Genomic DNA, 23,640 nt, shown 5'->3' with positions numbered 1-23,640 from the left:
TCTACCCGTGAGTACGAGCGGGCTGTACCAGCTGACCGAGGAGCACGACGCGATCCGGGCCGCGGTCCGCGACCTCGCCGAGCGCGAGATCGCCCCGCACGCCGCGGACGTCGACGCGAACTCCCGCTTCCCGATCGAGGCGCAGAAGGCGCTAACGGCGGCCGGCTTCCACGCCACGCACATCCCCGAGACCTACGGCGGCGAGGGCGCGGACGCGATTGCCACCTGCATCGTCATCGAGGAGGTCGCCCGGGTCGACGTCTCGGCGTCGCTCATCCCGGCGGTCAACAAGCTCGGCTCGATGCCCGTCATCCTCTCGGCGTCGGAGGACCTCAAGCAGGAGGTCCTGCCGTCGATCGCCGAGGGCCGGGCGATGATCAGCTACGGCCTGTCCGAGCGCGAGGCCGGCTCCGACGCCGCCTCGATGAAGACCCGCGCCCGGCTCGAGGACGACACCTGGGTGCTCAACGGCACCAAGGCCTGGATCACCAACTCCGGCGTCTCCGAGTGGTACACGGTCATGGCCGTCACCGACCCGGAGAAGCGGGCCAACGGCATCTCCGCCTTCGTCGTCCACCGCGACGACCCCGGCTTCGCGGTGGGCCCCAAGGAGCGGAAGATGGGCATCAAGGGCTCGCCGACCTGCGAGCTCTACTTCACCGACTGCGCCATCCCGGCCGACCGCATCATCGGCGAGCCCGGCACCGGCTTCAAGACCGCGCTGCGGACGCTGGACTTCACCCGCCCGACCATCGGCGCGCAGGCCGTGGGTGTCGCGCAGGGCGCGCTCGACGCCGCCGTGGAGTACACCCGCGAGCGGAAGCAGTTCGGCAAGGCGGTCAGCGACTTCCAGGGCGTGCAGTTCATGCTCGCCGACATGGCCATGCAGATCGAGGCCGCCCGGCACCTGGTCTATGTCGCCGCCGCCCGCGGCGAGGCCGGCCACTCCGGCGGCAAGGTGGACCTCGACCTCGGCCGGCTGTGCGCCGCGGCCAAGGCATTCGCCTCCGACGTCGCCATGAAGGTCACCACCGACGCCGTCCAGCTCTTCGGTGGCGCCGGCTACACGCAGGACTTCCCGGTCGAGCGCATGATGCGCGACGCCAAGATCACCCAGATCTACGAGGGTACCAACCAGGTCCAGCGCATGGTGATCGCCCGCAGCCTGCTGCGGTAGGCCGCCCGCCGCCTGGCTGTCCCGCCACGTGTGGGCGGCCGGGCGGGTCCCACGCGTGCGCCCCCGCCCCGGGCGACCCAGCGGTCCCGCCCGTGGGGAGCCGCGGGTATACGGGTGGTGACCGGTCCGTAACATCGGGCCATCAGCCGCCGTCTCGGACGCAGTTGCCCGTGTCCGGCGTTCCGCGAGGCGGCCCGACTTCCACGGAGTCATGACAGCCTCACGCGCTCTCCGGCCGTCCCGGCACGGACTGGTCTTCGAGGTCGACGGCCCCGCCGGCCGGGTCCTCGACGTCCACCTCAACGGCCGCCGGGTCTGGTCGTTCCGGGAGGACCCGGAGCTGACGGCCCCCGGGCCGCCACTCGAGGTGGCCACCGGTGCCCGTCCGGGCTTCCAGCCCTGGCCGCCGGCGCTGGTCCCGCACCTGCGCGGCACCTTCGAGGTGCAGCTGCGGGCCGTCGGGGACGACGCCGCCGCCTGGGCCCCGGCCACGGTCAGCCTCGACGGCGACCCAGGGCCGCTGCGCCTGGTGGACCGGCACGACCGTCCGCTCGTCGTCAACAAGTGGGGTCGCCTCGGGCACGCCCTCGGCGACGCGGGGCCGGTCATGGTCGCGCGGATGCTCGATTCGATGGACGCCATCCGCGAACTCCTGCAGGCGCGGCTCGGCGACCGGGTGTACGTCACCGGCGGGACCTTGCTGGGACCGGTCCGGGAGGACGGGCACGTCCTGCCGCACGACGACGACGCCGACCTGGCATACCTGAGCCGGCACGGGCACCCGGTCGACGTGGCGCTGGAGGCGTTCGAGCTCGGCCGGCTGCTCCGCGAGGCCGGTCACCGCGTGCTGCGCCTGTCGGTCGGTCACCTGCAGGTGGTCGTGGAGCACGAGGGCGTCCCGGACCACTACGTGGACGTCTTCACCGGTTTCCTGCTCGACGGCCGCTGGCACCAGCACTTCCCGATCCGGTGTGAGGCGGACGTCAAGGAGCTCCTCCCGCCGGTCACCGTGCTGGTCGAGGGGCGCCCCGAGCCCGCGCCGCGGGAGCCCGAACGGATGCTCGTCGAGCTCTTCGGCCCGGGCTGGCGGGTTCCGGACCCGGCGTACCAGTTCGACATCCCGCGCGAGACCTCGGACCGCTTCTACGGCTGGTTCGCCGACTACAACGTCGAGCGCGAGGGCTGGGAAGACGAGGTCCTGCTGGCCGCCGGCGACCCGCGTCCCGGCGCGGCCATGAGCGGCCTGGCCCGCGCACTGCACCAGCAGGCCCGCGCCGACGCGCCGGTCCTCGACCTCGGCTGCGGGCTGGGCACCGACGCCCTGGCGCTGGGCGCGGCCGGGCGAACCGTGCACGCCGTGGACTTCTCCCGCTACGCCGTCGACGTCGCCCGCGACGCCCTGGCCGGCCAGGACCTCGACGTCACCGTCGACGTCCTCAACCTGCTCGACACCCGTGCGGTCGTCCGCCTGGGCGCGGAGCTGGCCGCGCAGCCCGGCGCCTGGACCGTCCTCGGTCGCCGACTGCTCAACGCGCTGGAGGACCGCGGGCGGGACAACGTGTTCCGGCTCTGCGGGATGCTGCTGCGCCGCGGCGGCACGGCCCACCTCGACCTCGTGGCCGACCACGGTCACCCCGGCATCGCCCCTCACCGCCACCTGCACCTCGACGGGGTCCTCGCCGAGGCGGCGCGGCACCGCCTGGTCCCGGACGAGGTGACCCGGTGCGTTGAGCCGGTCTCCTGGGCCGGCGCCCCGGAGGAGCGGCTCACCGACATCTGGCGGATCACCCTGCGACGGAGGAACCCATGAGCATCGACACCCCGGCACCGCGCCGCTCCCTGGCCGGGCCCGCTCGCGTCGTGCGACGCGTGCTGGCCCCGGCCGGCCTGGAGCTGGAAGGGCAGCTGGCCACCCTGCAGCAGGAGTTCGCCGAGCTGCGGGCCGCCGACGCCGAGCTGCGCGCCGAGCTCGCGCACGAGCGGGAGCGGACCCAGGAGCTCACCGACCGGGTGGCGCGCCTCGAGGAGCTCGTGCACGGCCCGGCCGGTTCGCCGGAGCAGGGGCTGGCCGCGGAGGTCGCCCGCGTCCGGGACGGCCTGCACGAGGAGCGCCGTCTGCACCTGCGCGTCGCCGAGCTGACCGACCTGGTTACCGAGCTGGTCCTGCCGCTGCACGACCGGGACATCGACCCCGCGGCGCTGAGCTCGCTCCGGCCGGACACCCTGTGAGCCTGGGACCGCCGCCGGTGCGGGTCGTCACCTTCGGCACCTTCGACGTCTTCCACGCCGGCCACCTCCGGCTGCTGGAGCGGGCGGCCGCCCTGGGCGACGAACTCGTGGTCGGGATCAGCTCGGACGAGCTGAACCTGAGCAAGAAGGGGCGCTCGCCGGTATACTCCCTCGCCGACCGCATGGCGATCGTGGGGGCGCTCCGGGCGTCGACGGCGTCTTCGTCGAACACCGCCTGGAGGACAAGCGCCGGTACCTCCTCGAGCAGCGGGCCGACGTCCTCGTGATGGGCGACGACTGGGCGGGCCGGTTCGACCACCTGGCAGACTCCTGCCGGGTCGAGTACCTGCCGCGGACGCCCGTGGTGTCGACGACGGCCATCATCGAGCAGATCCGCTGGACGGCCCCAGCGGTCGAGGCCTGAGTCCACGCCGGACGACGAGGTACGCCCTCCTCATGCGCCGGGGAGGCGCAGCTCCATGCAGGTGAGGTCCGGGCAGGCGTCCCAGGAGGGGACCGGCACGAAGCCGGCGCGCTCGTAGACGGCGACCGCCGCCGTCCTCCAGTGCCGGACGGACAACCGGACCACGCCGGCGCCCCGCGCCCCCGCCTCCGCGACCGCGGCGTCTACGAGGGCCCGCCCCACCCCGCGGCCCCTCGCCGCGGGCCCGACCCACAGGCGCCAGACCTCCGACGTGCCCTCCGCGAGCGGGGAGACGACGACGCACCCGCAGCCGGCGCCGCCCACCGCCGCGGTCAGCACCGTGACGGAGGCGAGGGCGCGGACGGGGCCGGCGACCTCGTCCCGGTAGCGCGGGGGCAGCTCGTCCACCGACGCGACCGCGGCGCCCTTCTCGGCCTCGGTGGCGAGGTGGTAAGCGGCGAGCATCCCCGCCAGCTCACGGACGGAGGCGGCGTCCCCGCCAGCTCACGGACGGAGGCGGCGTCCCCGCGGTCCCAGCGGGCGAGGACGAGGTCGTCGACGGGCACGGCCGATCGTCGCAGGCGTCCCGCGCGCCCCGGACAGCGCCGGGGACCTGCCCGTGACGGCGCGCCGTCCCCGGGCGCGGGAACCGTCCACCGGCTGCCGCGGCGCGCGACGATGGCAGCTCCCAGCCGGGGCCGGGAGCCGTCCGGCCCCATGCAGTGGAGGGCCGGACCGATGGGCGCAGCGGTGCGAGCGGGCGACGTCAGGCTGTGGGTTGAGCAGCGGGGGAGCGGGCCCGAGGTCCTGCTCGTCAACGGCGGCGGTGACCCGCTCGAGGCCTGGCAGGCCCAGCTCGACGGGCTGTCCGACCGCTACCGGCTGATCGCCTTCGACAACCGCGACGTCGGCCGCTCGACCCGCCCGGACCTGGCCTACACGGTGGCCGACCTGGCCGACGACGCGGCCGGCGTGCTGCTCGAGTGCGGAGCCGGCCCCGCCCACGTCGTCGGCTACTCCGGGGGCGGCGTGATCGCGCAGGAGCTCGCCCTGCGGCACCCGGACACCGTCCGCAGCCTCGTGCTGGTCGGCACCTGGGGCCGTCCCGACGTCCGCTGGCACCACGTGGTCGGCTCCTGGCTCTGGATGGCCGAGCGGGCGCCGAGCGAGCGGGCGTTCCTCGAGGCCTTCTTCGCCTGGGCCTACACCCACCGCGCCCACGAGGACGGGCGGGTCGACCGGACGATCGAGGCCGCGCTGGCCTTCCCGTACCCGCAGTCCAGCGAGTCCTTCCAGCGCTTCGCCGACGCCTTCTGGGACCACGCGACCCTCGACCGGCTGCCGCGGATCGCCGTCCCGACGCTGGTCCTCACCGGCAGCGCGGACCCCATCGCCCCACCGGACTACGGCCGGGCGGTGGCCGAGGCCGTCCCGGGAGCGCGCTTCGAGCTGATCGAGGGCCAGGCGCACGCGCCGTTCGAGGAGGTGCCCGAGGAGTTCAACCGCCGGCTCGACGCCTTCTGGCGCGAGGTCCCGGACCTCCCGCGCTGACCTCGGCGAACAGCTCCTCGTACGCGTCGAGGACGGTGCCCAGGGCGTAGCGCTCCCGCGCCCGGGCCCGGCCCCGGTCGCGGTCCGGCGGCGCCGCCGCGAGCCGGCGGAGCCCCTCGGTGAGCGCGGGCACGTCGCGCGGCGGTGCCACGACGCCGAACCCGGTCTCCTGCACCGGCGTCCGGACGCCGGGCAGGCCGCTGGCCAGCACCGGGACGCCGGCCATCATCGCCTCCACCTGCACGATGCCGAACGCCTCGAAGGAGTTCACCGACGGCAGGGCGAACACGTCGATCGAGGCGTAGAGGTCGGCGATCTGCTCCTCGGGCAGGAAGCCGAGCAGCCGCACCCGCGGGTCGCCGTCGGCCGCGCGCCGCACCTCCTCGACGACCGACCCGCCGGCGACGTCGGCGAAGTCCCCGCCGATGAGCAGGCGCGCGTCGGGGTCCCCGAGGGCGAGGAAGGCGCGCACCAGGTACTGCAGCCCCTTCTCCTCGACGATCCGGCCGAGGAACCCCACGTGCAGCCCGTCGCCGTCGCGGAACCGCGGCCGCCCGGCCGGCCGCTCGCGGCACGGCGGCGGGATCGCGGCGGTGCGCCCGGCCATCGCCGGCCACAGCCGGCTGGCCCGCGCGTAGTCCTCGCTGGACACCACGACGCGGGCGCTGCGCCGCAGCGTGGCGCGGCTGGCGAGGTCCACGCCGAGCGTCTGGGCCCGGTTGACCGCGCCCGGCGGCAGGCTGACGTCGCAGTGGTAGGTGCTGACCAGCGGCGTCCGCGTCCCGACGGCGAGCAGGCCCGCCTCCGGCATGGGCAGGTGCAGGTCCACCACGTCGGCGGTCCGGCCCGCCGCGCGCACCCGCCGCACCAGCGCCGGGCTCACCACGCCCTTGCCCAGCCGCGCCACGACCGGCGCGCGCTCGACCTCGACCCCGCGCAGCACCTCCCGCTCCGGCAGGGACCGGTCGTGCCGGCTGGCGAGCACCCGGACGCGGTGCCCGCGCGCGGCGAGCCCCTCGGCGACGTCGCGCGCCACGTTGGTGAGGCCGCTGACGTAGGGCGCGTAGTAGTCCAGCGCCACCACCAGGTCCAGCCGGTCGCTCACCGCGCTCCTCCCGTCGACCCCGCGGGGACCGGCGGCACCGGCGCGGCCTCCGTGCCCCGGCGGGTCAGCACGACCGCGCACCAGGCCAGCGCCGCCGCCGAGCCGCCCGCGAACGCCCACGCCGCCCCTGCGGTGCCGGGCACCACCAGCGCGACGACGGCCGCCACGGCGAGCCCCGCTCCCCAGGCCAGCGCGCTGTCGCGGTGGCGCGCGTCGGCCACCACGGCCTGCGCGGCCACCAGCAGGGCCAGGTGCACGACGCTGCCGGCGGCCAGGACGGCGACGTCGGCGGCCGCGGGCTCGTAGCGCTCGCCGAACACCAGCCCCACCACCGGCGGGCCGGCCAGCGCCCCGACGACCGCGGCCGCCGCGGCCAGCGCGCCGACCGCGGCGAGCAGCCGGCGCACCACCCGGGCCCGCGCCCGCGGGGGACCCGAGCCGGCGTCGACCAGCGCCGGCAGCAGCGCACCCTGCAGGGGCACCGCCACGAACAGCGGCAGCCGCACGAGGGTGAAGGCCGCGACGAAGGCCGCGGCCGCGGTCCGTCCGGCGGTCCCGGCGGTCACCAGCACCGGCGCGGCGTTGAGCAGCGTCTGGGCGCAGACCGTGCCGACGACCAGGTGTGCCACGGCGCCGGGCGCCAGCCGCGGGACGCCGGGCGGCGCCGGGGGCCGGCGCCGCAGCCGCCACGCCAGCAGCGGCAGGTGCGCCAGCGCCAGCGCGGCGACCAGCGTCCACCCGAGGGCGGCCGGCCCCGCGGGACCGGCGAGCAGGACGACGACGGTGGCGCCGAGCACCCGCAGCACGGCGTCGGCCAGCAGCACGACGCCGTAGCTGCGGTAGCCGCCGGTGCCGACCAGCAGCCCGCGCAGCACGAACTGTCCGGGGGAGACCAGGCAGACCGCCGCCAGCGCGACGACCAGGCCGGCCGAGCCCAGCGTCGGCAGCAGCAGCGGGATCGCGGCGGCCACGGCGACGAGGCCGGCCAGGGTCAGGACGGCGGCCACCCGCAGCGTGCCGCGGGGCAGGCCGCGGCCGGGACCCAGGTGCACCAGCCGGGCGATCTCGGTCTCCAGCGGCAGGAACAGGCCGAAGCCGAGCAGCAGGGACAGCGACCAGTACGCGCCGAACCCGGCGTACTCCCCGGCGGGCAGCGCGCGGGCCACCAGCGCCAGGTAGACGTAGACCAGGACGCCGGAGACGACGACGCACAGCGCCACCCAGCTCAGCGACGGGACGAGGCGGCGCGCACCGCGGGGTGCCGGTGTCCGATCCCGGCCGCGCTGGGGCACGGGCCGACGCTAGTGCTCCGGAGGGTGCCGGGCGCGCCGGGAACGCCTGGTCGGGGGCGACGCGGCACCCGCTCGGGGTGTTCACTGGCCGGAGCCGGCCAACAGCGATCAGCAGGGGGAGCGTGTGGACGTCGTCGGGGAGGCGCGCCCGCGCCCGGTGGCGGAGCCGGGACCACCCCCGCCGCGGCGCTCCCGGGGCCTCTCCCGCCTGGGGGTCCTGGCGGCGCTGGTCGCCGTCCTCGGCGCGGTGCTCCTGCCGCTGGCCCCCGTCCGCATGAGCACCCCCGCCGTCACCTGGCCGCAGGACCCCGCGCGGCCGGAGTCGACGATGCTCGAGCTGACCAACCAGGAGCCGCTGGCCCTGGACCTGCGCGTCGGCTGCGCCGCGGTCCGCGCCGCGGCGGACGTCCCCGGCGGGGTCGTGTTCTCCACGATCGTGCCGGAGCACCCCGCGGCCGGGACCGACGGCCTGCTGGTCACCTCCTCGGACGGCCGGGTCCGGGTGGTCGACCGCGGCACCGAGGTGCTCGACCAGCCGGTCCCCGCCGGCGACTGCACCTACCGGGTGACGGCGGACGCGGACGGCCTCACCGTGGAGCGGGACGGCACCCGCGTGGCCGGCCTCGCGCCGCCCGACGGCGGGACGGTGCTGCCCGACGTGGACGTCCTCGCCACCGGCCTGACCGCGCTCCCGGACGGCGACCTGCGGGTCTCGCTCACCGTGGACGACCAGTTCGACACCACGCCGACGCCGGCGAAGCTGGCCCTCACGGGGCTGGTGCTGGTCGCCGCGCTCGTCGCGCTGCTCGCCCTCGCCGCGGCCGACCGGCGCCGCGGCCCCCCGTCCGGCCCGCGGGCACCGGAGCCGCGCGCGGCCCGTCCGCGGGGGGCCGCCCGGTGGGCGGGGGGCGCGGTGGACGTCGCCGTCGTCGCGACGGCGCTGCTGTGGCTGTTCATCGCGCCCACGTCCGACGACGACGGCTACTACGCGGCGATGGCCCGCAACGCCCAGGAGACCGGGTTCGTCGGGAACTACTACCAGCTGCTCAACCAGTCGTTCACGCCGTTCACCTGGTTCTACCGGCTGCTGGGCTGGTGGCAGGAGCTGGGCGACTCACCGACGCTGCTGCGCCTGCCGTCGCTGGTCACCGGGCTGGTGACCTGGGTCCTCCTGCGCCGGCTGGTGGCCCGCGCCGGCGCGCTGCCGCCGGCGGTCGCGGCGTCCGCCTGGGGCCCGGTCGCCGCGCGGCTGCTGCTGGCCGCCGCGTTCCTCGCCTGGTGGCTGCCCTACGGCATCGGGGTGCGGCCCGAGGCCGTGGTGGGCGTGCTCGCGCTCGCCACGCTGGTGGCGGTCGCCGCCGCGCTGCGCACCGGCCGGCTGCTGCCGGTGGGGCTCGCGTTCGGGGCCGCGGGGCTGGCGGTGGCCTGCCACCCGACCGGGTTCGTCGCCCTCGCCCCGCTGGTCGCCACGCTGCCGCGGCTGGCCCGGCTGGTGGCGGCCGGGCGCGGGCGCGCGGAGGCGGCGGGGCGGACGCTGCTGGTCCTCGCCCCCGGGGCGTTCGCCGTCTGTGCCGCCTTCGCCGACGGCACCCTCAACGACTTCCGCCGCGGCCAGGAGATCTTCCTGTCCATCCAGCGGCAGGACGCCTGGTACGACGAGTGGCAGCGCTACGCCTTCCTGTTCCAGTCCATCCCGATGGGCTCCTACGCCCGGCGGACGGCGGTGCTCGCCGGGATCGTGGCGCTGCTGTGGTTCCTCGTCCTGGCGGTGGCCGCGCGGGCGCGCGACGTCCGGGTCCCGCCCACGCTGCTGCTGGCCGGCGGGTCGCTCGGCGCGGCGCTGCTGCTGCTGTGGTTCACCCCGAGCAAGTGGACGCACCACTTCGGCGCGCTGTCCGGGCTCGGGCCGCTGTTCCTCGCGCTGTTCCTCGTCGCGGTGCCCGGCCTGGTCCGGGCGGTCACCCGCGACCGTCCGGTGTCCCCGGCGGTCCCGGCGCTCGCCCTGGGCTCGGGGGTCGTCGTCGCCGCGCTGGCCATGCGCGGGCCGAACAGCTGGCCCTACACCTGGCTGCCCGGGATGCCGAACCCGGAGGAGCCGCCGTCGGTCGGCCCGGTGGCGCTGGACGACCTGCTGACCTGGGCGGTCGTGGCGCTGGTCGTGCTCGCCGCCGTCCGGGGTCTCGGGCGGCGCGCCGGGGCGGGCTGGGCGGTGGCCGTGCCGGCCCTCGCGCTGGTCCTGCTGCTCACCTCGGTGGGGTACCTGGTCGGGAGCTTCGCGCTGGCCGGCCTCCGCACGCTGGACACCTGGTCCCCGGGCGCCGCCGCGCTGACCGACCCGCTCGCCCGCTCCTGCGGCGCCGCCGGCGACGTCGACGTGCTCGACGTCGCCGCGGCCCGGCCGCTGGCGCCGGTGCCCGGAGGGCCGGCGTCCGAGGGGCCCGCGGACTTCGCCGCCGGGAGCGGCTGGTTCGCCGCCGGGCCGCCGCCGGCGGAGGGGGTCGCCGCCTGGAGCTGGGGCAGCCTCACCGGGCCGGGGGGCGAGGACACCACCGGCGGGCAGGTCACGCCCTGGTTCCCGCTGCCCGAGCCCGCCGGCGACGAGGAGGCGGCCGTGCTGGCCGCCGGCCGCCTCGTCGGCGCCAACGGGCTGCGCGTCGAGTACGCCGAGCCGGCCGGCGACGGCGGGGCGCCACGCGTGCTGCGCACCCAGGACCTCGCCGACGGCCTGGACTCCCCGCGGTGGCGGACCTTCGTCCTGGACGCCCGCGGCGCCCGCGACGCCGGCGCCGGCCTCGTGCGCCTGGTGGCCGACGACCGCAGCGTCGGCCGGGGCGGCTGGCTGGCGTTCACCGGACCCTCGGTGCTGCCGCAGGTGCCCCTGACCGAGCTCCTCCCGGCGGACGCGCCGGTGGCCGTGGCCTGGCAGATCTCGTTCCTCTTCCCGTGCCAGCGCCAGCCCGTCGTGCGCTCGGGCGTCACCGAGCCGGCCGCCTACGGCATCGTGTGGCGGCCGGACGGCAGCACCGACGGCCTGGTCGACAACACCTGGCAGGTGTTCCGCGGCGGCGTGTTCGCCCCGGTCGAGCGCACCTCCGCCGTCACCGAGCTCGGCGTCCGGCTGCGCGGGACGCCCGGGGTCCGCCAGGTGCAGGTGCTGCGCTTCGACGTGCCCTACGCCCGGGACGCGTACGACCTGGAGCGCTCCCGCGTGACCCGGCCCGGCTGGGCCGGCCCCGCCCCGGACTGAACCGTTCCGTCCCGGGACCGCGCGGGGGATTGTCCGGGGCGGGTTTCCCGGCCAGGCTCCCGGAGCATGTCCCGCCCCGGAGGACGGCCGCCGAGCCCGCGCTGGCCGTCCGGTGCGTTCCGGCAGCGCCGGGGAGGCCGCATGGACGTCGAGGACCAGCAGCTCCGGCCCCGTGCGGTGCACACGGCGTTCACCGGGAACGTCGCGGCGGACCTGCCCCGGGTGACAGGCGGCGCCCCGGCCCGCCCCGCGCGCCGCACCGCGGGCACGGTCCTCGCCGGGCTGGGGCGCACGATGCGGCCGCGGCAGTGGGTGAAGAACCTGCTGGTGTTCGCCGCGCCGCTGGCCTCGGGCACCGTGGTCCGGCCCGACGTCCTGGCCGCCACCCTGCTGGCCTTCGCCCTGTTCTGCGTCGCGGCCAGCGGCCTCTACCTGCTCAACGACGTCCGCGACGTCGAGGCCGATCGCCGCCACCCGCGCAAGCGGACCCGGCCGGTGGCCTCCGGCGCGGTGCCGGTCCGGGTCGCGCTCGTCGCGGGCGGTGTCCTGCTGGCGGCGTCCCTGGGGACGGCGGCGGTCCTGGCCCGGCCGGCGCTCACCGCGGTCCTGGCCACCTACGTCTGCATCTCGCTGGCCTACAGCCTGGCGCTCAAGGACCAGCCGGTGATCGACCTGGCCTGCGTCGCCTCCGGGTTCGTCCTGCGCGGCGTGGCCGGGGGCGCGGCGGCCGGCGTCGCGCTCTCGCAGTGGTTCATCCTCGTCGCGGCGTTCGGCGCGCTGTTCATGGTGGCGGGCAAGCGGTACGCCGAGCTCCTGGCGCTGGGTGAGCAGGCGGAGACCCGGCGCAGCCTGCGCGAGTACTCCGCGAGCTACCTGCGGTTCGTGTGGAGCCTGTCGGCCGCCGTCACCTGCACGACCTACGGCCTGTGGGCGTTCGAGATGCGCAGTGACAGCGGCATCCCGTGGACCACGATCTCGGTCGCGCCGTTCGTCCTGGCCCTGCTGCGCTACGCCGTCGACGTCGACCGCGGCAGCACCGGCGCGCCCGAGGAGGTCGTGCTGCGCGACCGCGGGCTGCTGCTGCTCGGCGCCGTCTGGGCGGTCACCGTCGCCCTCGGCGTCTGGACCGGCTGACCGGCCGCTCAGCCGAGCAGGCGGGAGACCGCGGCCAGCCGCGAGTCGCCGGCCATCGAGGCCAGCCACGCCGACCAGCCGGGACGGGCGCGGACGGCCTCCAGCGCGGCCCGCGCCGCCGCGCGGTCGCCCCGCCGGGAGGCGGCCAGCGCGGCGTAGAGGTCGCGCGCGCCCTCGGGGGCGAACAGGGCGAGGGTCTCGTAGTCGCGCTCGTCGTAGGCGCGCTGCAGGTTGCGCAGCACCCGCAGTTGCGCGACCGGGTCGCCGGAGTCGTCGACGCGCAGGTCCGTCCGCACGCCGTCGTCCTCCTCGGTGGCCGGCTCCCCGCTGACCACGAGCAGCGCCGCGGACTGCCGGCCGCGCAGGTCCCCGCCGGCGTCCTGGCCCGCGGTCAGGGCGGCCAGCAGCCGGTCGGCGAGGCCGCCGCGGGCGGCCTCGTACGCCTCCGCCATCGCCGGCAGCACCTCCGGCGAGGTGAGCATGTTGCCCTGCACGCTCCAGCCCTCGCCGAGCAGGTGGCCGCTGACCGGGAAGGAGCCCGGCCCGGTGTCGGCGGCGACCGCGCCGGAGGGGGCGAGGACGGCGAGCTGCCGGTCCTGGTCCTCGGCGGCGTGCGCCGCGCGGCGCACCAGCACCGACGGCGCGGTCCCCTCGGCGAGCCCGGACAGCAGCACGTGCCCGGTGCCGCGCGGGCTGCGCGCCTGCACCGCGACGACGCCCACCCCGGGCCGGGCGCTGGGCACCGCCCGGCCGACGGCGAGGATGCAGGAGGAGACGGCGATGCCCATGTCCCCGGTGACCGGGTCGTGGGCGACGACCGAGAACGTCACCGGGGGAGCGGTGCCGTGCTCAGACCGCGGCCGGCAGCGCCATGGTGGGGACGTCGCCCGGCACGCCCAGCGGGGCGCCGGTCTTCTCGACCACCTCGTCGACCGACACGCCGGGCGCGACCTCGCGCAGCACGAAGCCCCCGGGCGTGACGTCGACGACGGCGAGGTCGGTGACCACCCGGTCGACGCAGCCCTTGCCGGTCAGGGGCAGCGAGCACTCCTCGACCAGCTTCGGGGACCCGTCGCGGGCCACGTGCTCCATCATGATGATCACGCGCTTGGCGCCGTGGACGAGGTCCATCGCGCCGCCCATGCCGTTGACCATCTTCCCGGGGATCAGCCAGTTGGCGAGGTCGCCGCGGGGGTTGACCTGCATGGCGCCGAGGATGGCGAGGTCCAGGTGCTTGCCGCGGATCATCGCGAAGCTGGTCGCCGAGTCGAAGAAGCTGGCGCCCGGCAGGACCGTGACGGTCTCCTTGCCGGCGTTGATCAGGTCGGGGTCCTCCTCGCCGTCGTACGGGTACGGGCCGACGCCGAGGATGCCGTTCTCCGAGTGCAGCACCACGTGCACGCCGTCGGGGACGAAGTTGGGCACCAGGGTCGGCATGCCGATGCCGAGGTTGACGTAGGCGCCGTCCTCGAGCTCGAGCGCCACCCGGGCGGCGAGCTGGTCGCGGGTCAGGGTCACTGGGCCTGCTCCTCCGTGGCTTCCTCGCCGGCAGCGGCCGGCGGGGCGGGCTCCGTGCCCGTGGTGGGCCGTGGGCGGGTGGTGCGCTTCTCGATCCTCTTGCCCTCGGCGCCGACGACGACCACCCGGTCGACGAAGACCCCGGGCAGGTGCACGTGCTCGGGGCGGATCTCGCCGGGCTCGACGAGCTCCTCGACCTCGGCGATCGTGATCCGCCCGGCCATGCCGGCCAGCGGGTTGAAGTTCATCGCCGACTCGTGGAAGACGAGGTTGCCGTGCCGGTCGCCGACCGAGGCCCGGACCAGGGCGTAGTCGGCGGTCAGCGCGGTCTCCAGCACGTACTCGGTGCCGTCGAAGACCCGGGTCTCCTTCGGCGCGCTGGTCTCGGCGACGTTGCCCTCGGCGTCGTAGCGCACCGGGATGCCGCCGTCGGCGACCATCGTGCCCACGCCGGTGGGGGTGTAGAAGGCGGGGATGCCGGCGCCGCCGGCGCGCAGCCGCTCGGCCAGCGTGCCCTGCGGGGTGAGCTCGACCTCCAGCTCGCCGGAGAGGTACAGCCGGGCGAGCTCCTTGTTGCCGCCGACGAACGAGCTGATGGTGCGGCGGATCCGGCCGGCGTAGAGCAGCACGCCCAGCGCCTGGTCGTCGACGCCGCAGTTGTTGGAGATCGTCGTCAGGTCCCTGGTGCCCTGCTCGAGCAGCGCGTCGATCAGCGCCACCGGTACCCCGCAGAGCCCGAACCCGCCGACGGCGAGCACCGCGCCGTCGCCGACGTCGGACACCGCCTCCCGGGCGCTCGCCACGACCTTGTCCATCAGTCGACCACCGTCTCCTCCGGCGCGGCGGGCACCCGCCCCTTCAGGCGGGCCTGCCCAGCTCGCGGACGCCCTCGATCCGGAGGCCGAGCGTAGCGGTGACCCGTTCGGCCTCCGCCCGGCCGCCCAGGGCCGCGGGGTCGGCGTTGCGGCACAGCACGATCGAGGCGCCGGCGGCCAGCGGCGCGAGCAGCCAGGCGACCGGCCCGGCCTCGGCCGCGGTGGCGTCGTCGACGAGCACCCGGTCGCCGGCCGCGACGCCGAGCCGCCCGGCGAGCGCGGTGGCGGCCTCGGTCAGCCCGCCGAGGGTGAGCTCCAGCCCGCCGGCCAGCAGCCCGGGGGAGGCCGGGTCCGGCGGCACGTACGGGGTGAACGAGTCGCCGTGCGCGCGCACCTCGAGGGCGAAGTCGCGGGCCGGGCCGGCGTAGCCGGTCATGCCCAGGCCCAGCGGGTGCAGCGAGAGGCCGAGCAGCTCGGGCGGCTCCTGCTCCTCCAGCGCCGCCAGCCGGTCCTGGGCGGCGAGGACGACGTCGGCGGCGTCGAGCCCGCCGTCGTCCTCGACGGCGGTGTCGAGCACGGCCGCGCCGCAGCTCCACACGCCGAGCAGCACCGCGGCGGTCTGCCAGTGCACCGGCAGCGCGACGGCGACGGTGCTGCCCGGGCCGACGTCGAACTCGTCCTGCAGCAGGTTCGCCGTCTTCGCCACCCAGTTCGCGAGGGTGGCGCCGGACAGCTCGACCCGCTCGCCGGTCGCGTCGTCGTAGGCGGTGACCAGCGGCGCGGCGGCACCGCGCCGCAGCGCGGCGGCGAGCAGGTCCGACGGGGTCCTCGGTGCGGGGCTCACGGCCTCAGCTTCCCAGCCGGCGTCCGCGGACCGGGACGGGTGGGCGACGGCGACGGCCGCCGGCGCCGGGTGGTCCTGGAGACGGCGGCCGTCGGCACGCGCGGGCGTCAGTTGATGCAGCTGGTGTCGGCCGCCGTCCGCGGTTCCTCGACCGGGGCGGCGGTCCCACCGGTGTCCGCGGGCGGCGTGGTGGCCTGGCCGATGCCGTTGAAGTCGCTGCCCAGGACCAGCTGCACGGTCCCGGAGGCGGCGTCGTCGCTGACCTCCGTCACGGCCCCGGGGACCTGCGCGGCCAGGGTGGCGGCCGGCGCCTCGTCGCTGGGGGCGTGCCGGATCGTCGTCGTCTCGTAGTCGCTGCTGTCGGCGTTGCCGGTGCTGGTCACCGCGAAGCCCGCCGCCTCGAGCGAGGACGCGGCCTCCGCGGCCAGGCCCGGGGTGCCCGAGCCGTTGTAGACCGCGACCGACACCTCGGCGGGCGCCACGGTGGCCGGCGCCGCCGGGGTCTCCGGGGCGGCCGCCTCGGGCTCGGCGGACAGCTCGGCGAAGAAGTCGTGCAGCTCGTCCTCGTCCGCCAGCCGCAGGATCGAGCGGCCCTGCTCGTCCCGGTCGTCGCCGATGATCGGGATCGTCTGGAACTCGATGCTGCCGGCGGTCACCGACTGCATCTGCTGGGCCAGGTCGAGCAGGTCGAGGTCCTGGTCGATGGTCAGCGACTCCGACGCCGCCCGGATCAGCTCCCGCTGCTTGCCGAGGTCGAGCAGGACGTCGTCGGACAGCATCTCGCGGAGCACACCGCCGATGAACACCTGCTGCCGCACGATCCGGTCCAGGTCGCCGCGGGGGAGCCCGTGCCGTTGCCGGACGAACTTCAGCGCGTCCGCCCCGGAGATGGTCTGCTCGCCGGCGGGGAAGACCGCGCCGGACCAGGCGGAGTCGTCGACGGCCTCGCAGAGGTTGACGGTGACCCCGCCGACGACGCTGGTCAGGTCGAAGAAGCCGAGCAGGTCGACCTCGGCGTAGTGGTCGATCTGCAGGCCGGTCAGCTGGCTGATCGTCTGCACCAGCAGCTGCGCGCCGCCGGCCTGCCGGTCGGCCTCGGGCGCTGCCTCGTCGACCTCGCCGTACCCGTAGGCGTAGGCGGCGTTGAGCTTGTCCATGCCGTAGCCGGGGATCTCGACGTACGAGTCGCGCGGGAACGAGACGAACGAGGCCCGTGACCCGTCGGCGGGGACGTGCACCAGGATCATCGTGTCGGTGTTGATGCCGGAGTCCTCCCCGGCCTGCAACTCGGCGAGCTGCTCGGGGGTGAGGGCGGCGCGGCTGTCGTTGCCGACCAGCAGCAGGTTCATCGCCTCGGGGGCGTCCCGGGCATCGGAGTTGCCGGCGGTCGGGATGGCATCGGTGCGGTTGACCGTCGCCTCGGCGACCCGGCCCAGGTACCAGCCCCACCCGCTCGCGCCGAGCAGGACCACCGACAGGACCGCGGCCACGCCTCGGGCGACGCCGGCCCCCCGGCGGCGGCGCGGGGCGGAGGCCCCGCGGCCGGCACGGCGCCCCGCGGCCTCGTCGGCACCCCGCCCTTGGGGGCGCGGGGGACGGCCGGCGCGCGGGTCGAGCCGTGCCGGGATCGGACGTCCCGGGGCTCCACCCTGCTCGTTGCGGTCTCGGCTCACTCGACCGAGGTTAGGGGCGGGTGGAGCGGCCGGTGGTTGCGCGACACGGGGGAACGCTCCGTCCCGGTGTCGCGGGTGCCCGACTGGCACCTGCCGCCCGTCTGGTCGCGCACGACCTCACCGGCCACACCGGTCACGGCCCGCTCCGGGCACCGGCGGCCGGCGTCCGGATCGAGCGCGTGACCGATCGGTCCACCCCACCCGCTGCTGGTGCGCCTCGTGGGACCGGTGTGACGGATCCCTAGGCGCCGAACCGTGTCGGACCCTCAAGGAGGCGGGCCGGACGGCCGATCCTCCTGGTCGACAGCCGGACACCTGCGGGGTGTCCGCGACCTGGTGACCCGGAGGACCACTCTCTTGCGCCGTCTCGCCGTGGGCTCGCTTGCGTTCGTCGCGTCCCTCGCGACCATCACCGTCCTACCCGTCTACGCCTCTCCCTCGCCCGGGGCCGTGCCGGTGGAGACGGACTCCGTCGAGGTGGACCTGGGGTCCGTCGCGGAGCCTGCGCCCGCCGTCGATGTCCAGGAGGGGACCACCGCCCCGGTGGCAGGCGTCTCGGACACCGCGCCGACCCTCTCCGTGACCCGGACCGGCGTTCCGTCCTTCTCTCTCGTCGGCGTCACCTGGGCGCCGGACGCCGCCGTCACCGACGTGCGCGTGCAGGTGCGCGTCCAGAACGAGGATGGGGACTGGGGGAGCTGGACCGAGATCGGTCCCGAGGACGCCGAGCAGGACGCGGGCACGGTTGCCGCGGAGGCGCGGGGCGGCACCGCGCCGCTGTGGACCGGCCCGAGCACCGGCGTCGAGGTGGAGCTGGTCACCCGCTCCGGTGCCGCGCCCACCGACGTGCAGCTGGACCTCATCGACCCGAACTCGAGCGCGGCCGACACCTCCCTCGGCACACCTGACATCCAGGACGCCGCCGACGCCGCCATGGCGATGCCGGCCGTCTACTCCCGTGCCCAGTGGGGCGCGGACGAGAGCATCCGCACCTGGGACCCCGAGTACGCGCCGACGATCAAGGCCGCGACCGTGCACCACACAGCGGACACCAACAACTACTCGGCGGCGGACGTGCCCGCGATGATGCGGTCGATCTACCGGTACCACACGGTCAGCCGCGGCTGGGGCGACATCGGCTACAACGTCATCGTCGACAAGTACGGCCGCTTGTGGGAGGGCCGCTCCGGCGGTCTGGCCAGCACGGTCGTCGGCGCGCACGCCGGCGGGTTCAACACCGGGACCTTCGGCGTGTCCATGCTGGGTAATTACGACACCATCAGCGCGCCCCAGACGATGGTCGACTCGGTCGCGGCCATCATCGCGTGGAAGTTCTCGCTGTACGGCGTGAATTCCCGTGGCACGACCACCCTGACCTCTGGTGGAGGCGGTACCTCCCGTTACGCGGCCGGGGTCCCGGTCACGCTGCCGACGGTCTTCGGGCACCGTGACGTCGGCAGCACCAGTTGTCCGGGGCAGTACGGCTATGCGCGCCTGCCTGAGATCCGGGACCGGGTGGCGGGGCTGCTGGCCGCATCGACCACGCCAGAGATCACCCAGCGCTACGACTCCGACGCGACCCTGCGTGCTCTGCTCGGCGCCAAGACCGGCCCTGAGCAGGTGGCCGCTGGCGTCACCTGGCAGACCTACCAGGGCGGCAGCCTCTACTACTCGCCGGGCGTCGGCGTGAAACTGGTCCGTGGCGGCGTGCTCGCTGCTTACCTGCGCGCCGGCGGTCCCAGCTCGCTGGGTGCCCCGACCGTCGAGGAGCGGGGAGTGAGCGACGGCCGGGGCGTCGTGGCCGAGTTCCAGCGAGGCGCCATCTACTGGACGGCGACGACGAACGCTCACGTCATCCGTGGCGGGATCCGCGACCACTGGCTCTCGCTGGGTGGCCCCGCGGGCCCACTCGGCTACCCGGTGGACGACGAGCGAGGTATGCCTGACGGCTCGGGCGCCCGGTCGGCGTTCGAGGGTGGGAGCGTCTACTGGTCGCCTGCCACCGGCCCCGTCGTGACCGGCGGCGGGATCCGTGCCGCCTATGAGAACTCCGGCGGTCCGAGCGGCGTGCTCGGCTACCCGACGGAGAGCGAGTCCGAGGTATCCGGCGGCCGTGGTCGCGTGCAGCGCTTCCAGCGCGGTGCCGTCTACTGGACGTCGGCGGCCTACGGCGCCATCGTCTTCGGCGGCATCGGCAGTGCCTGGAACGCCACGGGCGGGCCCGACGGGCCCATGGGCCTGCCCACGGGCAACGAGCGCTCCGCTGCCGACGGCGTCGGCAGCGTGCAGACCTTCCAGCGCGGCTCGGTGTACTGGTCCCCGGCGACCGGTGCCTACCCCGTCCGAGGCGGCATGCTCGGCGCCTGGCTGGCCAGTGGCGGCGAGACCGGCCCGAACGGCTACCCGACCAGCGCGGAGAGCGAGGCCGGGGACGGCCGTGGCCAGGTGCAGCGTTTCCAGCGAGGCTCCGTCTATTGGACGGCGACCGTTGGGGCGTACGTCGTCCGCGGCGCCGTCGGGGGGATCTGGCTGGCCTCCGGCGGACCTGGCGGACCGCTGGGCTACCCGACGGCGACCGAGCGGACCACCCCCAACGGCAGCGGCCAGATGCAGACCTTCGAGCGTGGCACCGTGTACTGGTCGGGGACCACCGGGGCGCGGATCGTGCGCGGCGACATCGCTGATGCCTACGAGGCATTCGGCGGTGTGACTGGTCTGCTAGGCCTGCCCACCGCGGAGGCGGTCGTCACCGGCCCGGACGGCACCGGACGGGTGCAGACGTTCCAGAACGGCTCGATCTACTGGACGTCGGCGAACGGCGCCCATGTCGTGTTCGGCGCCATCCGCAGCACGTGGTCGGCCTCCGGCGGCGTGACTGGGCCACTGGGCTTCCCGGTCGCGGACGAGCGGACGCTCCGCGACGGCCGAGGGCAGGTGCAGGAGTTCGAGCACGGCGAGGTGTACTGGTCGGCGGCGACCGGGGCGCGAATCGTGCGCGGCGATATCGGTGACGCTTATGCGGCGGCCGGCGGCGCGACCGGCGTCATGGGCCTGCCCACCGCGGAGGCCACCGCCACCGGCTCCGGTGGGACAGGGCGCGTGCAGACCTTCCAGGGCGGCTCGATCTACTGGACCGCGGGCGCCGGCGCGCACGTCGTCCGCGGTGGGATCGGCGCGGCCTGGCTCGTGGCCGGCGGTGTCAACAGCCGCCTGGGTTTCCCGACCACCGACGAGGCGGCGACCGCGACCGGGGCCGAGCAGCGCTTCCAGGGCGGCAGCATCACGTGGACCGCGAGCACCGGACGCACCGCGGTGACCTACCGATGAGCACGCTGCGCAGGACCGTCCGCCGGACCACGGGGGCCGTTCCGGTCGCACTGGTCCTCGGCCTCCTGGCTGGCTGCTCGTCCTCGGTCGACTCACCCGCCGGGGCGACGGGGCCGGTGGCGTCGCCGAGCACGTCCCCGGCCGATGACCAGGCGCCCGACCACGCGGAGCCGACCGACGTCGCCACCGACGAGCCGGTTGAGGTCGAGGCCGGCTCCAACGTCGACGTCGTCGTCTCCTACGCAGGCGTCGAGCCCGGCGGCACCGCCCTCGAGGTGGCCGGCTTTGTGCCAGGGCTGAACGAGAACGGCGGGCGGTGCGTCCTCGTGCTCAGCCGCTCCGGGCAGGGCGAGGTCAGTGTCGGGGGGGAGGCGTTCGCCGACGCGCAGTCGACTTCCTGCGTCCCGCTCTCTGTGCCGATCGGTCAGCTCTCGGCAGGCACGTGGACCGTGCGTCTGGACTACCGGTCGGACGCGACGTCCGGCTCCAGTAACGAAATGGAGGTCGTGGTCCCGTGAAGCGGTCCCGTACGCGCCTGCTGACCCTGACGGGTCTGCTCGTCGTCCTCGCGCTCGTGTTCGCGGGAGCGCTGCGGGCCGACCGGGACAAGCTGGAGGAGGCGGCCGACCTGTCGCTGTTCCATCCCGGCGACATCATCAGCGACGCGGTCTTCTTCGACGGCGGGTCGATGGCCGTGGCCGACGTGCAGAAGTTCCTCGACCAGAAGGGCTCCTCGTGTCGGACCGGGTCCGACGGGACGCCCTGTCTGCGCGTGTATCAGCAGGACACCCCCGACCGTGCCGCTGATGCCTACTGCACCTTCTACGACGGACTGCCGCAGGAGTCCGCCGCGGCGATCATCGCCAAGGTCGGCCAGGCCTGCGGCATCAACCCGCGCGTGCTGCTGGTGCTGCTGCAGAAGGAGCAGGGGCTGGTCACCGGCACGTCCCCGACCGCGATCAGGTACCAGAAGGCGACAGGTTACGCCTGTCCCGACACCGCGGCCTGCGACACCCGGTACTACGGCTTCTTCAACCAGCTGTACAGCGCGGCCCACCGATTCAAGGAGTACGCGGCCAGGCCGGTCAACTATTACCCGGGCCGCTGGAACACCATCCTGTACAATCCCGACCGGAACTGCGGCAGCTCGTCGGTGTTCATCATCAACCAAGCCACGGCCGGCCTCTACAGCTATACGCCCTATCAGCCGAACGCGGCTGCGCTGCGGGCCGGCTACGGCAGCGGCGACGCCTGCTCCGCCTACGGCAACCGGAACTTCTTCAGCTACTACACCGATTGGTTCGGTTCCACACACGAGCCCGGCGCCGCGGCCATCAGCGCGGTTTACTATGACTCGGCGATCGAGTGGATCGGTGCACCGATCGACGTGCTCCGCTGCGGGTTGCCCGGCGGCGGCTGCGCTCAGTTCTACGCCATGGGTGCCATCTACTGGTCGCCGGCCAGCGGGGCGCACGCCATCAGCGGAGCCATCCAGTCGGCGTGGATGGCCCGCGGGTTCGAGAACAGCTTGCTCGGTTACCCCGTCGGGCCGGAGGTGGCGGCCGCGAACGGCGCCGGTCGGCGTCAGGATTTCCAAGGCGGGGTGATCCTCTGGTCGGAGGCCACCGGTGCCTGGCCGGTCCGCGGGGGCATCCGCACAGCCTGGGTGCTGGACGGCGGCGAGTCCGGCGCGCTCCGCTTCCCGGTCAGCGACGAGGTGCAGGCCGCCGACGGCGTCGGGACCTACCAGCTCTTCCAGGGCGGAGCGGTCTACTGGTCGCCGTTCACCGGTGCCCATCCCGTTCGAGGCGGGATCCGCGGGGTCTGGGGAACGCTGGGTGCGGAGACGGGCGTCCTCGGGTACCCGGCCGGCCCGGAGGTGGCGACCCCTGACGGCGTCGGGGTCCAGCAGACGTTCCAGCGGGGCGTCGTCTTGTGGACACCGGCCACCGGTGCGCAGCCGGTCTGGGGGGCGATCCGGTCGGCGTGGGACCGGACCGGCAGCGCGGCACTCGGCTACCCCCTTGCTGCGGAGCAACCGGGTCCGGGTGGTGTGGGCGCCGTGCAGCGCTTCCAGCGCGGCTCGGTCTGGTTCACCGACGCGACCGGCTCGCACGCGGTCGTGGGTGCCCTCGCCGATGCCTGGTCGGTCCGGGGTGGGGTCACCGGCGGCCTCGGCTGGCCGGCCTCCGACGCTCGCCGTGTCGCCGGAGCCGTCGTACAGAACTTCCAGGGGGGTGTCCTGTACGCGCTCAGCGGGGGTGAGACGGTCCTGGTGCGTGGGGCGGTGCTGAGCGAGTACCTGGCCGTGGGTGCCGAGGACGGCCTGCTGGGCCTGCCGCTCGGTGAGGAGACGGCCGAGCCGGGCGGCCAGGTTCAGCGCTTCCAACGCGGGATCGTCCACTGGACGCCCTCGACCGGCGCGGTCACCGTGGCCGGGGAGATCGGCAACGCCTGGACGGCGGCCGGTGGTCTGAGCGGTCCGCTCGGAGCCCCGCTCACCCGTGAGGACGACGCCGGCAGGGGTCGGGTGCAGCGGTTCGCCGGCGGCAGCGTCTTCTGGTCCTCGGCGACCGGCACCCACGCGGTGCGGGACGTGTTCGTCCAGGGACTCGACGAGGCGGGCGGCGTGACCGGCGCGCTGGGCTTCCCGGTGGGCGGGGAGCGGTCATCGGGTGCGGCCCGGGTGCAGGACTTCCAGAGCGGCAGCATCTGGTGGACCTCGGCCGGCGGTGCCCACGCCGTGCGCGGCGCCGTCGCCGGAGCCTGGGCGGCCAACGGCGGGCTCACCGGCTCCCTCGGCGGTCCGACGTCCGGCGAGCGGCCGGCCGGCACCGGGGTGGTGCAGCGCTTCACCGGCGGTTCGGTGTACTGGTCGGCGGCCACCGGCGCCCAAGTCGTCAGCGGCGCGATCGGGGCCACGTACGAGGCGGCCGGTGGGCCGGCCGGCGTGTTGCGCTTCCCGGTGGGCGGGGAGCGGTCATCGGGTGCGGCCCGGGTGCAGGACTTCCAGAGCGGCAGCATCTGGTGGACCTCGGCCGGCGGTGCCCACGCCGTGCGCGGCGCCGTCGCCGGAGCCTGGGCGGCCAACGGCGGGCTCACCGGTGTGCTGGGTGCTCCGCTCAGCGACGAGGTGGCCGTCGGCTCGGGGACACGGCAGACCTTCTCGGGCGGAGAGGTGTACTGGTCGGCGGCCACCGGCGCCCAAGTCGTCAGCGGCGCGATCGGGGCCACGTACGAGGCGGCCGGTGGGCCGGCCGGCGTGTTGCGCTTCCCGGTGGGCGGGGAGCGGTCATCGGGTGCG

The 23,640-nt window shown here is 75.4% G+C and carries 18 protein-coding genes and 1 pseudogene; 11 read left to right on the top strand and 8 right to left on the bottom strand.

Annotation, left to right across the window (positions count from 1 at the left end; genetic code table 11):
* Positions 1-7 precede the first annotated feature (7 nt).
* The 5 genes from ACI8AB_RS03370 to ACI8AB_RS03350 all read left to right on the top strand — a co-directional run bounded on the left by ACI8AB_RS03370 (position 8) and on the right by ACI8AB_RS03350 (position 3,830).
* Positions 8-1,177, top strand: coding sequence for an acyl-CoA dehydrogenase family protein (locus tag ACI8AB_RS03370; protein ID WP_456948955.1), 1,170 nt, complete (start codon positions 8-10; stop codon positions 1,175-1,177).
* Between the two features lie 211 nt (positions 1,178-1,388).
* Positions 1,389-2,987 (top strand): class I SAM-dependent methyltransferase, encoded by a 1,599-nt coding sequence (locus tag ACI8AB_RS03365; RefSeq protein WP_456948954.1) that lies wholly within the window; start codon positions 1,389-1,391, stop codon positions 2,985-2,987.
* Positions 2,984-3,406 carry a DUF6752 domain-containing protein gene (locus ACI8AB_RS03360; protein ID WP_456948953.1) on the top strand — a complete coding sequence of 141 codons (423 nt, stop codon included), beginning with the start codon at positions 2,984-2,986 and terminating at the stop codon, positions 3,404-3,406. The genes ACI8AB_RS03365 and ACI8AB_RS03360 overlap by 4 nt, the downstream gene beginning before the upstream one ends.
* Complete coding sequence (locus tag ACI8AB_RS03355; RefSeq protein ID WP_456948952.1) at positions 3,403-3,693, top strand: adenylyltransferase/cytidyltransferase family protein; 291 nt, start codon at positions 3,403-3,405, stop codon at positions 3,691-3,693. Before ACI8AB_RS03360 ends, ACI8AB_RS03355 begins: the two co-directional genes overlap by 4 nt.
* A complete protein-coding gene (locus tag ACI8AB_RS03350; protein WP_456948951.1) occupies positions 3,693-3,830 on the top strand; it encodes a hypothetical protein in 138 nt (45 codons plus the stop codon). Before ACI8AB_RS03355 ends, ACI8AB_RS03350 begins: the two co-directional genes overlap by 1 nt.
* A gap of 30 nt (positions 3,831-3,860) precedes the next feature.
* Here the strand turns inward: ACI8AB_RS03350 and ACI8AB_RS03345 are convergent, their stop codons facing one another.
* On the bottom strand, positions 3,861-4,295 hold the full coding sequence (locus ACI8AB_RS03345) for a GNAT family N-acetyltransferase (protein WP_456948950.1): 435 nt from the start codon (positions 4,293-4,295) through the stop codon (positions 3,861-3,863).
* Between the two features lie 273 nt (positions 4,296-4,568).
* Here ACI8AB_RS03345 and ACI8AB_RS03340 point away from each other — a divergent pair, with 273 nt between their 5' ends.
* Complete coding sequence (locus ACI8AB_RS03340) at positions 4,569-5,381, top strand: alpha/beta fold hydrolase (RefSeq protein WP_387991382.1); 813 nt, start codon at positions 4,569-4,571, stop codon at positions 5,379-5,381.
* On the opposite strand, the gene ACI8AB_RS03335 is transcribed toward ACI8AB_RS03340, so the two are convergent.
* Entirely contained in the window at positions 5,329-6,486 is a 1,158-nt protein-coding gene (locus ACI8AB_RS03335) for a glycosyltransferase family 4 protein (RefSeq protein ID WP_456948949.1), read from the bottom strand. The genes ACI8AB_RS03340 and ACI8AB_RS03335 overlap by 53 nt on opposite strands.
* On the bottom strand, positions 6,483-7,778 hold the full coding sequence (locus ACI8AB_RS03330) for a hypothetical protein (RefSeq protein WP_456948948.1): 1,296 nt from the start codon (positions 7,776-7,778) through the stop codon (positions 6,483-6,485). Before ACI8AB_RS03330 ends, ACI8AB_RS03335 begins: the two co-directional genes overlap by 4 nt.
* A 124-nt stretch (positions 7,779-7,902) precedes the next feature.
* Between ACI8AB_RS03330 and ACI8AB_RS03325 the strand changes: the two genes are divergently transcribed.
* Positions 7,903-11,025, top strand: coding sequence for an arabinosyltransferase domain-containing protein (locus ACI8AB_RS03325; protein ID WP_456948947.1), 3,123 nt, complete (start codon positions 7,903-7,905; stop codon positions 11,023-11,025).
* Positions 11,026-11,166: 141 nt separating this feature from the next.
* Positions 11,167-12,159 carry a decaprenyl-phosphate phosphoribosyltransferase gene (locus tag ACI8AB_RS03320; RefSeq protein WP_456948946.1) on the top strand — a complete coding sequence of 331 codons (993 nt, stop codon included), beginning with the start codon at positions 11,167-11,169 and terminating at the stop codon, positions 12,157-12,159.
* Between the two features lie 8 nt (positions 12,160-12,167).
* Here ACI8AB_RS03320 and ACI8AB_RS03315 read toward each other — a convergent pair whose 3' ends face one another.
* The 5 genes from ACI8AB_RS03315 to ACI8AB_RS03295 form a co-directional block, all read right to left on the bottom strand.
* Positions 12,168-12,989, bottom strand: a complete 822-nt coding sequence (locus tag ACI8AB_RS03315; protein ID WP_456948945.1) for a DUF1028 domain-containing protein — start codon at positions 12,987-12,989, stop codon at positions 12,168-12,170.
* Between the two features lie 19 nt (positions 12,990-13,008).
* A complete protein-coding gene (locus ACI8AB_RS03310; protein ID WP_456948944.1) occupies positions 13,009-13,677 on the bottom strand; it encodes a CoA transferase subunit B in 669 nt (222 codons plus the stop codon).
* Complete coding sequence (locus ACI8AB_RS03305; RefSeq protein WP_456948943.1) at positions 13,674-14,492, bottom strand: CoA transferase subunit A; 819 nt, start codon at positions 14,490-14,492, stop codon at positions 13,674-13,676. The genes ACI8AB_RS03310 and ACI8AB_RS03305 overlap by 4 nt, the downstream gene beginning before the upstream one ends.
* 43 nt (positions 14,493-14,535) lie before the next feature.
* Positions 14,536-15,336: a TIGR03089 family protein gene (locus tag ACI8AB_RS03300; protein ID WP_456948942.1), complete on the bottom strand. Its 801-nt coding sequence runs from the start codon at positions 15,334-15,336 to the stop codon at positions 14,536-14,538.
* 107 nt (positions 15,337-15,443) lie between these two features.
* On the bottom strand, positions 15,444-16,826 hold the full coding sequence (locus ACI8AB_RS03295; RefSeq protein WP_456948941.1) for an LCP family protein: 1,383 nt from the start codon (positions 16,824-16,826) through the stop codon (positions 15,444-15,446).
* A gap of 540 nt (positions 16,827-17,366) precedes the next feature.
* On the opposite strand from ACI8AB_RS03295, the gene ACI8AB_RS03290 reads away from it, so the two are divergent.
* The 3 genes and pseudogenes from ACI8AB_RS03290 to ACI8AB_RS03280 all read left to right on the top strand — a co-directional run.
* Positions 17,367-20,336: an N-acetylmuramoyl-L-alanine amidase gene (locus ACI8AB_RS03290; protein ID WP_456948940.1), complete on the top strand. Its 2,970-nt coding sequence runs from the start codon at positions 17,367-17,369 to the stop codon at positions 20,334-20,336.
* Entirely contained in the window at positions 20,333-20,854 is a 522-nt protein-coding gene (locus tag ACI8AB_RS03285; protein WP_456948939.1) for a hypothetical protein, read from the top strand. The genes ACI8AB_RS03290 and ACI8AB_RS03285 overlap by 4 nt, the downstream gene beginning before the upstream one ends.
* Positions 20,851-23,640 (top strand): annotated as a pseudogene (locus tag ACI8AB_RS03280) (hypothetical protein); the annotation flags it as partial. The gene ACI8AB_RS03285 and the pseudogene ACI8AB_RS03280, both read left to right, overlap by 4 nt.

Source organism: Geodermatophilus sp. SYSU D00698 (assembly GCF_054050335.1).
This window is presented reverse-complemented; position numbering and strand designations above follow the sequence as displayed.

What these genes read in the sequence shown, in the direction of transcription:
- ACI8AB_RS03365 (WP_456948954.1), top strand. Translation starts at nt 1,389, where the DNA reads ATGACAGCCTCACGCGCTCTCCGGCCGTCCCGGCACGGACTGGTCTTC.
- ACI8AB_RS03360 (WP_456948953.1), top strand. Translation starts at nt 2,984, where the DNA reads ATGAGCATCGACACCCCGGCACCGCGCCGCTCCCTGGCCGGGCCCGCT.
- ACI8AB_RS03350 (WP_456948951.1), top strand. Translation starts at nt 3,693, where the DNA reads ATGGGCGACGACTGGGCGGGCCGGTTCGACCACCTGGCAGACTCCTGC.
- ACI8AB_RS03345 (WP_456948950.1), bottom strand. Translation starts at nt 4,295, where the DNA reads ATGCTCGCCGCTTACCACCTCGCCACCGAGGCCGAGAAGGGCGCCGCG.
- ACI8AB_RS03340 (WP_387991382.1), top strand. Translation starts at nt 4,569, where the DNA reads ATGGGCGCAGCGGTGCGAGCGGGCGACGTCAGGCTGTGGGTTGAGCAG.
- ACI8AB_RS03320 (WP_456948946.1), top strand. Translation starts at nt 11,167, where the DNA reads ATGGACGTCGAGGACCAGCAGCTCCGGCCCCGTGCGGTGCACACGGCG.
- ACI8AB_RS03305 (WP_456948943.1), bottom strand. Translation starts at nt 14,492, where the DNA reads ATGGACAAGGTCGTGGCGAGCGCCCGGGAGGCGGTGTCCGACGTCGGC.
- ACI8AB_RS03285 (WP_456948939.1), top strand. Translation starts at nt 20,333, where the DNA reads ATGAGCACGCTGCGCAGGACCGTCCGCCGGACCACGGGGGCCGTTCCG.